This is a genomic window from Paenibacillus sp. MABNR03 (assembly GCF_050455445.1).
Lineage (GTDB): Bacteria > Bacillota > Bacilli > Paenibacillales > Paenibacillaceae > Paenibacillus > Paenibacillus xylanilyticus.
Map to the genome: position 1 here is coordinate 1,919,642 of NZ_JBCIYR010000001.1, position 13,705 is coordinate 1,933,346.

Consider the following 13,705-nt stretch of genomic DNA (forward strand, 5'->3'; position numbering starts at 1 on the left):
ACGTGGTAATCTTTCACTCGTTTCAATTTTACCAAAAAAAAGTTTAAAACACGATGCTCTGCCTTCCAAAATCTACTATGTTTTTACATCTGCCTGGTTTAAATGATCGTCCAGCAGCTTTTCTGCCGTCAGCACGATCTCATCAATCTGCATGCGTGTAATGGCGTCGAAATGAATGCCCATTACAACAGTCACGGTTACCTTGAGATGATTCGCAGCCTTGCGTGCAAGCCGCTCGCATAGCTCCTGTTCCTTATGGCCCGGAATGTGGATTGCAGTCCCGACCACCCGTTCACGTTCCGGATAAAAGGTTGCTACAGCCCCAATATGAGCTTTCCCACCAGTGACCAAAAATATCTTATCCTCTCCTGCATCAATTACCTGTAAACGAACCGTATTTAAATCATAAGCATTCATTAGTCCACCCATCCTTTATGTGTGTATATGTAATGGTGGAATTATGAACCCAATGGATCAGATTGGACAATGAAACTTCTCACATCATGCATAATGAACCAACGCCAAGGGCATACCAAAGAGAACGCAATTTTGAGAAGGAGGCTGTATCATGCGAATTCGCCTCATCGTACTTTCCATGCTGGTCCTGATCCTGAGTGGAAGTTATTCTCCTGGACATCTATGGGCTAATTCAGCTCCGGACAGTCTGCCTGCTGCAAAACCCGATCTATCTGAAGATGAACAGCTGACACTGGGTCAGCTAAGGCAGAAATATGCGGACACATTCAAAACCAATGGCCCTTCTACCAGACAAGTGGCACTGACTTTTGATGATGTGCCTGATCCAAGGTTCACCCCACAGGTGCTGGATATATTGAAAAAATACAAAGTAAAGGCTACTTTTTTCATTGTGGGCAACCGCGCTGAGAAACATCCCGACCTCGTCAGACGAATCGTTAGGGAAGGCCATATTGTTGGAAACCATAGTTACAACCACCCTGAATTCAGTAAGCTGTCTCTCAACGCTTTTCGTAAACAGATCCTACATACCGGCGACATTATTCATAAACTGACCGGGTACACACCGAAGATGATTCGTCCTCCATACGGGGACATTAACGAAAAACAGCTGCAATGGGCCGCCAGACAGCAGTACAGTATCGTAAACTGGAACGTGGATTCACTGGATTGGAAAGGTCTTAACAAGGACCAGGTGAAGCAAAATGTGTTATCTGCGGTCAAGCCGGGTTCCATCATTCTCCAGCATGCCGGAGGCGGTGTGGGTTCCAACCTGTCCGGTACATTAGAGGCACTACCGGAAATTATTGATGAGTTGCGGTGTCGGGGATTCAATCTGGTGACCTTGGACGAGATGCTGCAGCTGCCCAAGAGCAAATAATGTCCGAAGTAACTGTCACTTACAAACATGTATCTGCAAACGAACGCAAACTTGAGTTTGCAGATACAAGACAAAAGGTGCCCTTCAGTCACGATCATCATGACTAATGGACACCTTTATTGTGGATGATTATATTATTTTAAAATGTAAAGTTCAACGTCCTGAAAACCAAATGTGCTCACAGACTTCTGACTGCCAGGAATGAAAATATCAATTCGTTTTCCCTTGATGGCTCCACCAATGTCACGCGCAGTTGCTACAAATGCTTGCTTTGGTAGTCCCGGATGGGAGTGACCTGTAACCAGTACTTTTGTTCCCAGTGGAATAACACTTGGATCAACGGCGATAGTGCCCAATTCGAGCGGATTACCAAAGTAATCCACAGCACCCCATCCCCCATTTTCAGAGGCATCTGCAGAGTAAGCAGTTGCTTTCACTTCTACTGCCTTACTATAGTCGAACGTTTTACCCCAGGCTTGAACGACTTTGTCATCTGCATTTACATCAAGACTTGCTGTCGTGATGGTCTTCGCCGCGGATGAGCTCTTAGAGGCTGCAGCAGCCTTGACCGTGTTGGTTTTGCCAGGAATGGTAATCTTCAAACCACCATAAATGTTGTAAGGCGAAATGTCATTGTTAGCTTTGATAAGTGTGTTAAGTCCAACGCCATATTTTTTCGATAAGGTGTAGAAGGTATCCCCCTCTTTGGCCACGTGAACAGAATCAGCGTGAGCTGGAACGGCCTGGATGAGCATTGCTGCTGTCAGCAGGGCTGTTGCTGTTTTGGCTATACTTCTCTTCTTAATCATGGTCTTCCTCCCTCATTGTGCCTGCGAAGTTAGTTGTCGGATTCGGATGGAGGAAACCACCCTATAGGTTCGCTGTTACATTGGTGATGCGTTATGTACCCCTAATTCACCCCTAGCAGCGTGTAATTTCAATCTTCCCCCGTACACGCTTTGCATCATTACATCCTCCACACTTCCTGCTCAGGAAGTTTCGGCAGAATCAATATATCACAATTTTGTAACCAGGGTCCGTAGTAAATGTTACCAAATGGTATGTTCAGTTCATGATGAGACTGAATTTATAAGGTTTTTTCAGAAAATGGGTGTGTAAAAGCAGCTTTCAACAATGACAGAAACGTTACTTTTATGTAAATCCATGCTTATGCAGCTCACAAAAAACAACCCTGCTAACGGTATAGTTAACAAGGCTGTTTGATTAAATATTTATGATTAATGATGAAAAATGAAAGGCTATCCGTCGACTTTTCAAGGAAAGTCTATGACAACACTTTGCCCAGAAAATCCCGTGTACGGGCATGTTTAGGGTGTCCAAACACTTCGTCAGGTGTTCCTTCTTCCACGATTACGCCACCATCCATAAAGATGATGCGATCACCAACTTCTCGGGCAAAACCCATTTCGTGAGTGACAATAACCATGGTCATACCGCCTTCAGCGAGACGTTTCATTACATCCAGCACTTCCCCGACCATTTCAGGATCAAGCGCAGACGTTGGCTCGTCAAACAGCATTACATGGGGCTGCATGGCGAGTGCCCTGGCAATGGCAATCCGCTGCTTCTGTCCACCAGACAGCTGATTCGGATATGAATCCTTCTTATCGAACAAACCAACGGTATTGAGCAAGTCTGCAGCGATCTGATTTGCTTCCTGTGCTGACTGCTTTTTAACCTTGATTGGGGCAATCGTAATGTTTTGCTGTACGGTTTTATGCGGAAACAGATTAAAATGCTGGAATACCATCCCCATTTTTTCCCGCGTTGCATTAATGTTGTGTTTGGGATCTGTGATCGACACACCTTCAAACTCAATTTCGCCTGAGGTCGGCTGCTCCAACAGGTTGAGGCAGCGCAAGAAGGTACTTTTACCCGATCCGGAAGGACCGATGACTACAACGACCTCACCCTTGCCAATTGTTACATTAATGCCTTTAAGCACATCGTTTTTTCCATAGGATTTGTGTAATTGTCTAACGTCTATCACTTGCACTCAACTTCCTTTCCAGTCGACCCAGCAGCTTGGACAAAATGAATGTCAATACAAAATAGATGGCTGCCGCAATAAGGAACGGATTCATTCCTTGGTACGTAATGTTTTTGACTACACTTGCCTGGTACATGATATCGACCATACCAATGACCGAGATAATGGACGATTCTTTAATAATGGTCACAAATTCATTACCGATGGCAGGCAGCACTGCTTTGAAAGCCTGTGGCAGGATAATGAACCGCATCGCTGCACCTTTCCCCATCCCCAGGGAACGAGCTGCTTCAAGTTGACCGCGATCGACACCTTGAATACCCGCACGGAAGATCTCGGCAAGATAGGCACCACTGTTAATCGAAAGGGTAATGATACCCGCTTGCAGCGCCGAGAAGTTAATTCCGAAGGTCAGGGAAAGACCGTAATAGATAATCATCAATTGAACCAGCATCGGCGTACCCCGAATAACTTCAACGTAGGCAGTACCGATCCAGCGGAGGATCGCAAGGTCATGCATTCGGAACAGGCAAATGATCAATCCGATGATCACCCCAAATATGACGCCAAGTGCAGACAGCAAGAGGGTGTAACCAACACCTGTCGCATAAAAACTTTTATATTGCCAGAACACTTCAAAAATGTTTGGCGTTTTGGTTTCCCGGTCAGCCATCAACTGACTGGCTTCCGTAACCATTTGATCGATTCTGTTTTCGCTTTTCAGCCGTTCAAGCGTACCATTAACTGCATTCAGCAATTCCGTGTTTCCCTTACGAATCCCGATTGCGGCTTCCACCTGCTCTTCGTCCGGAATTGCAGGAGCAAGTCCAATCGCATCGTCCAAATAACCTGCAGCAACGGTATCCTCAACGATTGCAGCGTTGATCCGTTTGGTTTGCAGCTGCAGCACAATATCCGAGATTTTATCCAGAGAAGTCAGCTTGGCTCCCGGAATCTTCTGTCCGATCGTTTCCTGAATGGAACCTTTTTGTGCACCGATCTTTTCATTCTCCAGCTCGGTCATTGTTGGATATTTGTCTTTATCCTCATTCCGGACCATAATCACTTGTTTCGATTTATAATAGGTATTTGAAAAGTCGATACTTTTCTTGCGCTCCTCTGTCGGTGTCATGCCCGAGATGACCAGATCCACACGGCCACTTTGCAAGGCAGGCAGTAGACCGTCAAAGCCCATGTCCTCAATGACGAGCTCTGCGCCCAGATCGGCAGCAATTTCTTTGGCTATCGCAATATCAAATCCTACAATCTCATCTTTTCCATTGATGACTTTATGGAATTCATATGGTGCAAAGTCGGCACTTGTGCCAAGCACCAGTTTTTTGCTGCCTGAATTACCCGTAGTTCCACTTGCAAGCGCCGAAGGTACGGCTGCCGTCAGTAAAACGACAAAGGCCAACAGCATCATAATGTAACGACTTATCAATTTCAACCCTGTTCTCCCCTTACAATACTTTGTATGCTTTCTCATGTTGATGCCTGAGTCATTATAAAGTACAATGCATGATTATGCAATGCATTTTGAAATTACAAATCCTGACTTGTTTCTGAAAAATACACGCAAACATGATATAATTACTGCATTATTTTCATTTTGCATAAGGAGTTTTACGATGACACATACCAAATCACAAATTTTGTCGGTTATTGATCAATATGCTTCCCGTTTTAAAGAGATTTCATCATACATTGGTGCCAACCCCGAACTAGGGAATGAAGAATATCTCGCCTCTGCCCGGTTGAAGGAGGAACTCAGCTTCCACGGCTTCGATGTGGAGGCTCCCGTACTTGGACTGGATACGGCCTTTATCGGTACCTACTCGGCTGCCAAATCAGGACCAACCATAGCCCTTTTATGCGAATATGATGCACTTCCTGAGATCGGACACGCCTGTGGTCATCACCTGATCTGCATGATGAGTTTGGGTGCTGCTGTCGGTTTGAAATCCATCCTGGATGAAGTCGGTGGCACGCTAAAGGTATTCGGAACACCTGCGGAAGAAACGCGTGGTGCCAAAGTTCCGATGGCGGAAGCCGGCCTGTTTGATGACTGTGATATCGCGCTGATGGCCCATCCATATTACGCTTATGAGAAATCAGGCAGCTCTCTGGCCATTGATGCAGTACAATTTGAATTCCACGGAAAATCGTCTCATGCTGCTGCCAGTCCGCATGAAGGGATTAATGCTCTCGACGCCGTAATCCAGACATTTAATGGCATTAATGCATTCCGCCAGCAGGTGAGAAGCACCGTTCGGATTCATGGAGTTATCAATAGCGGGGGTCAAGCGGCCAACATCATTCCCGATTATGCTTCTGCCCAATTCTATGTACGCGCCTCAACAAGAAAAGAACTGAATACACTTACGCAGCGCGTCATACAGATTGCTGAAGGTGCTGCGCTGCAAACAGGCTGTCGTCTCGTGACTTCCAATTATGAAACATCATATGATGAGATGGTGACCAATGAATCTTTATCTGCTGCTTTCAGTGAAAATCTGATGGAACTTGGTATTCCCCAAGAAGAGATTGTCAGCGGCAACGACCATGGGTCTATGGATATCGGTAACGTGTCCTTACGCTGTCCTGCGATCCACCCTTATATCCGTGTTGTGGATGAAGTTCATACCCTCCATTCCATCGAATTTCGTGATTTGGCGCTGCAGGAACGAGCGCTGGACGGCATGATTTTGGGTGCAAAAGCACTTGCTACAACGGCCTGTGATGTGCTGACCAAGCCAGAATTGCTGCAATCTATTCGAACTGAGTTTGAACAGGCTGTTCGTTAATCCAAGGTATTTAGCTCTCTGAAATGTAAGAAGAGGTGTTCTTCGGGACGGATTTACGTCTGCGGAAAACACCTCTTTTGTTTATTCTGCATACGTATAATCAGGCAAAACATGGAGAAGCCTGTGAAATGAAAACGATGAAAATGATGAAAAATTTTCTTGTTATGTAAACCGTTTCTGGTTCATTTGCTGTCTAGCTTGGTTATGTATAGCTATAACTTATCTTGATACAGGAGGTGCTGTCATGCTGCTCGAAGCGATGTACCACGTTCCCCGTGACAAGTGGGCCTATGCCTATAACCCGTCTACGATTCATCTGCGTGTACGAACCAAGAGAAATGATGTAGAATATGTGACTGCACTGACCGGTGATAAGTATGATTGGGATGGAACCTATAGAGAAATCCAGCTGGAAAAAGCCGCATCTGACAGCATGTTTGATTACTGGGAGGCTGCGGTGAAGCCAAAATTCAAGCGTCTGTCCTATATTTTCCGGGTCACTGCTGGCAGTGAAAATGTATTTTTGGCTGATAACGGCATTCATCATGAAGCCCCTTATCCGACGGGAGGATATTATGAATTCTCCTACATACATGAAATTGATGTATTCAAAGTACCTGAATGGGCAAAAGAAGCTGTCTTTTACCAGATCATGACGGAACGTTTCGCCAACGGCAATCCAGATCTCAATCCGGAAGGAATCCACAGTTGGGGTGGCAAACCTGAGCTTGATAACTACTTCGGTGGAGATTTGCAAGGCGTCCTCAATCATCTGGATGATTTGGTCACACTCGGCGTGAACGCCATTTACTTTACCCCCCTCTTTCAAGCCAACTCATACCACAAATACGATACCGTTGATTACAAAAAAGTAGATCCGCATTTTGGAGATAATGACATGCTCAAAAAGGTGGCCGAAGCTTGTCACCTGCGTGGAATCCGTGTCATGCTTGATGCGGTTTTTAATCATTGCAGTGAAGACTTCCCTCCATTTCAGGATGTATTGAAAAATGGGAAGAATTCTAAATATGTGGACTGGTTTCATATTAATGAATTCCCTGTCGGTATTAAGCATGGCATACCCACCTATGATACCTTCGGTTTTTATGGCAATATGCCGAAGTTTAACACAGCCAATCCAGAGGTTAAGGAGTACCTGCTTGATGTGGCTGAATACTGGATCAAGGAAATCAAGCTCGACGGCTGGAGGCTCGATGTTGCCAATGAAGTGGATAACCACTTCTGGCGTGATTTCCGTAAGGTTGTAAAGGCTGCGAACCCGGAAGCCTATATCGTGGGCGAAGTTTGGAGTGATTCCCTGACATGGCTGATGGGTGACCAGTTCGATTCTGTCATGAATTACCCTTTTGCCGACAAAGTCCTTGAATTTTTCTGTGGATCCATGGATGGTTATAATTTTGCGAATGAAATGGGCACTTTGATTATGCGTTATCCGCAACAAACCAACGAAGTGATCTTCAATATGTTATGCAGTCATGATACCCCTCGCCTACTCTCCAGATGTGGTGAAGACAAGCGCAGATTAAAGCTGTCCGTTGTGTTCCTGTTTACCTATATTGGCACGCCTTGTATATTCTACGGAGACGAAGTGGGGATTCGTGGTGAAGGCGATCCCGATTGCCGCAAATGCATGGAATGGGACCCTGCCAAGCAAGACCGGGAACTCTATGATTTCTACCGGCTGATGATCGATCTGCGTAAAAGCAATGAGGCACTTCGGAAAGGACGCTTCCGCTTCCTGAAGGCGGATCACAATGATCCCTGTATCGTGTATGAGCGCATGGATGACAATCTTCACTTCACCGTATGGATGAACAACACTCCGGAAGGACGTACACTCTCACATCCCATGGAGACCAAGGACTGGAGAGATGCATTAACTGAAGAGCCGGTCACGCCTACGGATGGCGTCATGAATATTAAGCTTGATCCTTACGGCTACCGTATTTTGTACAGACAACTGGATCCATTATAAAAGAACCTCCTAATCATCAGATGAATTTGCAGATTCTGGTGTTTAGGAGGTTTTTTTTTGAAAATGTATTATATCTTTGTCCCCTTAATATTACCGTGTTCATCAACACTGACCCTCCAACGGGTAGAGTTAGGACCAGACAATACAAGATCGTTTACGAGTTGATATACGAAACCATTATGATCCTTCACAATATCAATGACGACGTTCTTTCCATTCGAAAAAGGGCTTGATCCGTATAAATACCGCCCTGTAGCATTAGCAGAGACCAGCAACACATTATCTTTGATGATGTTATTTTCCACAACATGATTTGCATTATCAAAATGAACTGCCCACCAATTCCCGTCATATTTCATGCGATTGCCAGTAACTACATTATTTGAACCGCGAATTTTAAGCGATGTACCTTTGCCTGATATTGAGTTATCCGTGAATGTGACATTATGGTTCAAACTGACCATGCGGTCAGGATTGGCCGTCACAAAACCTGGCTGTATTATATTATTAGCGGCAACGACTCCATTGCTTAAATCCATTGCAATTCCTGCTTTAGCGATATAGTTGCCCTTAATTATGATATTACCGTCTGCGATAATACCCCAATGGTTGCCATTAGGAATAATGATATTGTCAGAGATGATCCCTATATCCATGCCCTCAACACCGTTATTGGTCCTTGCCTCAATGGCTGATGTGGGACTCGATGATCTGGATATGGTGTCAATATAATTGCCCTGAATAACAAAAATATGGTTGCTTACATCATTTGGGTTGAATTGGGAAGGAAGGAAGGATACCGAAATAACAGAACTGTTTCGAATATTTTTAAAGAAGTTTGAAGTAACGAATGCCCCTTGGAAACCAATGAGCCCTACACCAAAAGCAGTTCCGATCACGCTATTGTCATGGATATGCATACTCCGTGCACCAGTCTCGCCGCCTTCATTGTTGCAAGTGATGCCCCCGCCTACCTTGGGAACATTAGTCCCTTCTTGACCTGCTGTAAATGTCGCATAATCCGAATCCGTAAACAGCACTGGAGTATGAAGATAGTTATTGGTTATAAATACGTTCCAGGTTGCTTTAATTAGAATGCCATCTCCCAGGTATCTGTAGCAATCATTTTGGCTAATCATTACAAACGCTAAATTGGTCCTTACCGCAATAGGCTCTTCACCCAAATGGTGAAGTTTATTGTTTCTGATAATTACATTCCGGGACGGGTTCTCTTGACTGCTTGATCCATTTACCCCAATACCATCCGTAAATTTGCTAATATCATTATTTTGCAGGATAACATTGCTTGAATTCTCAACATATATTCCTGTTCTTCCCTTGGCCCAGCCAGCCTGAGTTGTACGCCTTAACGTTAACCCACTCACTTCAATATGATTGCTGTTCTCAAAGCGTAAACCCTGATCGGAGACTTCCAATATTGCTCCCGGATGAGCTCTGATGGTTACCGACTTACCGTTGAACGTATAAAACCAACCCGATTTTACGACTTTGTAGTGTCCTGGGGTGAATAATAAAATATCCCCTTCTTGTGCTGAGTCAAAAAAAGCCTTGATCTGTGCAGATTGATTACTCCCATCCCCTGGAGCGAAATTTCTAACGTCAATGATATTTCCAGGAACGGAAGATTGCACAGAAGCGATATTTCCTAATACATGACTGAACATTTCATTTAATTTTAGAGGATCAAATTGTTCATTAGCACCCCATGCCTCCAAGTTAAGGTTATAAGCGGAGGTAAAATTAATATTATTGGTCATTTTACCAGCTCTCTTTCATTCCATTTTCAACTACATCACTATCACCCAACTCTTACAAAGGGCATTTCGCAAGGGCTCCGAAATTAATTCTGCAAAAAAGCCACAGTACGAATACTGCGGCTAGGTGGTTTAAAGATTAGTTTATATGCTCGCAACAGTTATGCCACGATAGATGTCCATATATTCGTCTGCCGAAACATCCCAGCTGTAATCCCCGTTCATCCCATTCTTCACAATTTTTTTCCAGTGCTCGGGTTCGCGATAAAACTTCTCTGCCAAGCGGATGGTGTTCAACATGTCGTGTGCGTTAAAGCTGGTAAACGAGAAGCCATTCCCTTCACCGTTGAACTCATTGTATGCCTGCACGGTATCGTTCAGACCACCCGTTTCACGGACAAGCGGTACACTGCCGTATCGGAGTGCAAGCAGCTGGCTAATACCACACGGTTCGAACTTGGAAGGCATCAGGAAGATATCACTCCCTGCATAAAAACGACGGGATAATCCATCGTTAAACTTAATTTGAGCAGACATTTTTAGTGGATAACGGTAAGCTGCCTCGCGGAACCAATGTTCATAGGCCGGATCGCCGGTTCCCAACACGGCAAACTGAATATCATCGTAATACAGCAGTTCATCCAATATGCGGCAGACCAGATCAAGCCCTTTGGAGTCTACAAGACGGGTAACCATAACCATAAGAGGTGCATCCGGACGTACAGGCAGCCCCAGTTCCTTTTGCAGTTCAATCTTGTTCTCGGTTTTCTTGGCCAAGCTTGTTCTGTATTTAACCGGGATTTTATTGTCTGTTGCGGGATTATAGCTTTTGGTATCAATCCCGTTCACAATCCCACTGAAACGTTCGCCGAGCGAGCTAAGCAATCCGTCCAGGCCGTACCCATAATATGATGTTTTTACTTCCTGGGCGTATGTTGGACTAACTGTAGTAACATGGTCCGAATATACAATGCCTGATTTCAGGAAATTGACATTACCATAATATTCTGCGCCATCCATGGTGAAATATCGATCGTCCAGCTCAAGCAGGTCACTGAATAACGAATGCGGGAACACCCCTTGATACAACAGATTATGTATGGTAAATACGGTACGAATCTCACTATAAAATGACTCATGGGCGTAATGCGCCTTCAGCAGCAGCGGAATCATTCCCGCATGCCAGTCATGACTGTGGAGCACATCCGGCTTGAAGTCCAGAAGCGGCAATACTTCGAGTACCGCGCGATTGAAGAATGCAAACCTTTCCCCATCGTCCATATATCCGTATACACCGTCTCGCCCAAAATAATATTCGTTATCGACAAAGTAAACCGGAATACCATCATGAATGATCATTTCAATACCGCAATATTGTCTGCGCCAGCCCAAAGGCACATCCGTCACAATAACCGGTTTCATGGCCTGCTTATACTCGTCAGGAATCCCTTTATATTTGGGCAACATGACACGAACATCTGCCCCAGCCTTTTTCAAGGCCTGAGGCAATGCTCCAATTACATCGGCGAGACCACCCGTTTTAATAAATGGATGACCCTCGGCAGCAGCGAATAAAATTTTCATGCCTTCTTCCCCCTTTTCGGTTTGGCAGTCGTTTGTTCTGTTGTTTTTATGGATTTTGGTCTGACAGAAGCGACTTCAGTTGCTGTCCCATCCGTTTTCCGACGTGTATTCTTTTTTAGAATAACCACGCTTAGCGGAGGCAAAACAACTTCAAGACTGTGGGGATGCCCATGAAAAGGAATCTTTTCGGTAGTCATCTGCATATCATTCAATATACCTGATCCCCCGTAATCGGGATGATCACTGTTCAGAACTTCGGTATACATACCGGGACGCATGACACCAATCCGGTAACGCTCCCGCTTGACCGGCTGAAAGTTAATAAGCACAAGGAGTGTATCCGCAGGTTTTTTTCCCTTGCGTACATATGAAATGACACTTTGGGCATGATCATCCGGAGTGATCCATTCATAACCGTCCAGGGAATGATCAAGCTCCCACAAAGCTTTTTCGCCCAGGTACAACGCCGACAGATCACGTTCAAACTTGTGAAGTTTGCGGTGACTGTCGTAATCCAGCAAAAACCAATCCAGTTGATCCTCATCTTTCCACTCGATAAACTGGCCGAACTCTCCACCCATAAAGAGCAGTTTTTTGCCTGGGAAAGTCATGAAGTAACCCAAGAAAGCTCGCATGCCGTCAAACTTCTGTTCGTACGATCCTGGCATTTTGTCCAGTAAGGACTTCTTGCCATGTACAACTTCGTCATGCGACAAAGGCAGCACATAATTTTCAGAGAAGGAGTAGACCACAGGAAATGTCAGCAAATGATGCTTCGATGGACGCTCGTGGAAATCCGATTTCATATAATCCAGCGTATCGTTCATCCAACCCATGTTCCATTTATAATTGAATCCCAGTCCGCCTACGTCAGTTGGAGAGGTGACCATCGGCCATGCACTGGATTCTTCAGCCATCATCAGCGCATAAGGATAATACTTGAATATCGTTTCATTCAGTTGCTGCAGAAAGGCTACAGCCTCTTGATTTTCCAACCCGCCATCCGTATTAGGACGGAATTGTCCAGGATGCTTCTCAAAATCAAGCCTCAGCATACTGGTGACTGCGTCAACGCGCAGACCATCAAAGTGATACATGTCCATCCAATAGAGGGCATTGGAAATCAGAAATGAACGAACTTCTGGTTTCGAATAGTCGAAACTAAGTGTGCCCCAACCTGGTTTCTCGGCTAACAATGGATCTGCATACTCGAACAAAGGAGTCCCGTCAAACAAACGCAGACCATGAGCGTCCTTCGCAAAATGTGCAGGAACCCAGTCGAGCAGCACGCCAATTCCTGCCTGATGAAGTGTATCCACCAAATACATTAAATCCTGAGGTCCTCCGAAACGGCTTGTCGGTGCAAAGAAACCCGTACTTTGATATCCCCACGAAAGGTCATAGGGATGTTCGCTAAGAGGCATCATCTCAACATGGGTATATTTCATTTCTAATAAGTAAGGAACGAGCAGATCCGCAATTTCGCGATAACTGTATAGAGAGCCATCTTCCTTGCGCTTCCATGTTCCGATGTGCATCTCATAAATATGTAAAGGCTTGTTATAAATAGCCCTTTGCTTGCGTCTCCATGCGCCGTCATTCCATTTATACCCTTGAATCGAACTCGTTATGGAAGCAGTCCGTGGTCTTACTTCGGCATGGAATGCATACGGGTCTGCTTTGAGCAGTTCAGTTCCGTCTTCCGCTAAAATACGGAATTTGTATAATGTTCCTTCACTGATTTCCGGAAAAAAACGAGTCCAAAATCCAGAATCGGGTATCTTATATAAAGGTTCCTGTTCACCTTTCCAATCATTGCGGTCAAGAGCCAAACCTACTTCTTTGGCGTTCGGAGCCCACACGGTGAAGCGATACCCTTGACGATGATCCTCAATCGTAGGCTGTGCGCCCAATATTCGATAACTGTGATGAAGGTTTCCTTCATGAAACAAATAAATATGCTCCGGCGAAATGGCCGGATCTGCCAATGGTTGAATGGCCAAGAGATCACCTTCTTCCCCTAGAAAATAGATATAACGTTAATCATTACCCCATTCTAGCCAAGTTGAAAAGAAAAATGACGTGTTTAAAAAAATGTTGTAATTTTACAGGAATTTTACAGTATTACTCGTTTCAACAGCTCCACTTTGCGTTTATGTATGTACTACACTGGAC

Annotated in this window: 10 protein-coding genes and 1 riboswitch; of the genes, 3 read left to right on the forward strand and 7 right to left on the reverse strand. The window is 44.8% G+C overall.

Going from position 1 to position 13,705, the window contains the following annotated elements:
• Positions 1-75: 75 nt before the first annotated feature.
• Positions 76-417 carry a hypothetical protein gene (locus AAIH57_RS08050; protein ID WP_430021207.1) on the reverse strand — a complete coding sequence of 114 codons (342 nt, stop codon included), beginning with the start codon at positions 415-417 and terminating at the stop codon, positions 76-78.
• A 151-nt stretch (positions 418-568) separates the two neighbouring features.
• Here AAIH57_RS08050 and AAIH57_RS08055 point away from each other — a divergent pair, with 151 nt between their 5' ends.
• Positions 569-1,357, forward strand: a complete 789-nt coding sequence (locus AAIH57_RS08055; protein WP_430021208.1) for a polysaccharide deacetylase family protein — start codon at positions 569-571, stop codon at positions 1,355-1,357.
• 134 nt (positions 1,358-1,491) lie between these two features.
• On the opposite strand, the gene AAIH57_RS08060 is transcribed toward AAIH57_RS08055, so the two are convergent.
• The 3 genes from AAIH57_RS08060 to AAIH57_RS08070 form a co-directional block, all read right to left on the reverse strand.
• Positions 1,492-2,166, reverse strand: coding sequence for a 3D domain-containing protein (locus tag AAIH57_RS08060; protein ID WP_175398992.1), 675 nt, complete (start codon positions 2,164-2,166; stop codon positions 1,492-1,494).
• Between the two features lie 2 nt (positions 2,167-2,168).
• Positions 2,169-2,372, reverse strand: a riboswitch (cyclic di-AMP (ydaO/yuaA leader).
• Positions 2,373-2,642: 270 nt separating this feature from the next.
• The gene (locus AAIH57_RS08065; RefSeq protein WP_175398993.1) at positions 2,643-3,368 is read right to left on the reverse strand and encodes an amino acid ABC transporter ATP-binding protein; all 726 of its coding nucleotides are present in this window, start codon (positions 3,366-3,368) and stop codon (positions 2,643-2,645) included.
• Positions 3,355-4,791: an ABC transporter substrate-binding protein/permease gene (locus AAIH57_RS08070; RefSeq protein ID WP_430021353.1), complete on the reverse strand. Its 1,437-nt coding sequence runs from the start codon at positions 4,789-4,791 to the stop codon at positions 3,355-3,357. Before AAIH57_RS08070 ends, AAIH57_RS08065 begins: the two co-directional genes overlap by 14 nt.
• A 208-nt stretch (positions 4,792-4,999) precedes the next feature.
• On the opposite strand from AAIH57_RS08070, the gene AAIH57_RS08075 reads away from it, so the two are divergent.
• Entirely contained in the window at positions 5,000-6,175 is a 1,176-nt protein-coding gene (locus AAIH57_RS08075; RefSeq protein ID WP_430021209.1) for a M20 family metallopeptidase, read from the forward strand.
• A gap of 244 nt (positions 6,176-6,419) precedes the next feature.
• A complete protein-coding gene (locus AAIH57_RS08080; RefSeq protein ID WP_430021210.1) occupies positions 6,420-8,171 on the forward strand; it encodes an alpha-glycosidase in 1,752 nt (583 codons plus the stop codon).
• A 68-nt stretch (positions 8,172-8,239) separates the two neighbouring features.
• Here the strand turns inward: AAIH57_RS08080 and AAIH57_RS08085 are convergent, their stop codons facing one another.
• From AAIH57_RS08085 to glgB, 3 genes are all read right to left on the reverse strand, one after another.
• The gene (locus AAIH57_RS08085; RefSeq protein ID WP_430021211.1) at positions 8,240-9,949 is read right to left on the reverse strand and encodes a right-handed parallel beta-helix repeat-containing protein; all 1,710 of its coding nucleotides are present in this window, start codon (positions 9,947-9,949) and stop codon (positions 8,240-8,242) included.
• Between the two features lie 141 nt (positions 9,950-10,090).
• Positions 10,091-11,530: a glycogen synthase GlgA gene (gene glgA / locus AAIH57_RS08090; protein WP_430021212.1), complete on the reverse strand. Its 1,440-nt coding sequence runs from the start codon at positions 11,528-11,530 to the stop codon at positions 10,091-10,093.
• Entirely contained in the window at positions 11,527-13,533 is a 2,007-nt protein-coding gene (gene glgB, locus AAIH57_RS08095; RefSeq protein WP_175398999.1) for a 1,4-alpha-glucan branching protein GlgB, read from the reverse strand. The genes glgA and glgB overlap by 4 nt, the downstream gene beginning before the upstream one ends.
• Positions 13,534-13,705 lie beyond the last annotated feature (172 nt).

Coding starts and splice junctions, on each gene's coding strand:
- AAIH57_RS08050 (WP_430021207.1), bottom strand. CDS start 417: ATGAATGCTTATGATTTAAATACGGTTCGTTTACAGGTAATTGATGCA.
- AAIH57_RS08075 (WP_430021209.1), top strand. CDS start 5,000: ATGACACATACCAAATCACAAATTTTGTCGGTTATTGATCAATATGCT.
- AAIH57_RS08085 (WP_430021211.1), bottom strand. CDS start 9,949: ATGACCAATAATATTAATTTTACCTCCGCTTATAACCTTAACTTGGAG.
- AAIH57_RS08070 (WP_430021353.1), bottom strand. CDS start 4,791: ATGCTGTTGGCCTTTGTCGTTTTACTGACGGCAGCCGTACCTTCGGCG.
- AAIH57_RS08055 (WP_430021208.1), top strand. CDS start 569: ATGCGAATTCGCCTCATCGTACTTTCCATGCTGGTCCTGATCCTGAGT.
- AAIH57_RS08060 (WP_175398992.1), bottom strand. CDS start 2,166: ATGATTAAGAAGAGAAGTATAGCCAAAACAGCAACAGCCCTGCTGACA.
- AAIH57_RS08080 (WP_430021210.1), top strand. CDS start 6,420: ATGCTGCTCGAAGCGATGTACCACGTTCCCCGTGACAAGTGGGCCTAT.
- glgA (WP_430021212.1), bottom strand. CDS start 11,530: ATGAAAATTTTATTCGCTGCTGCCGAGGGTCATCCATTTATTAAAACG.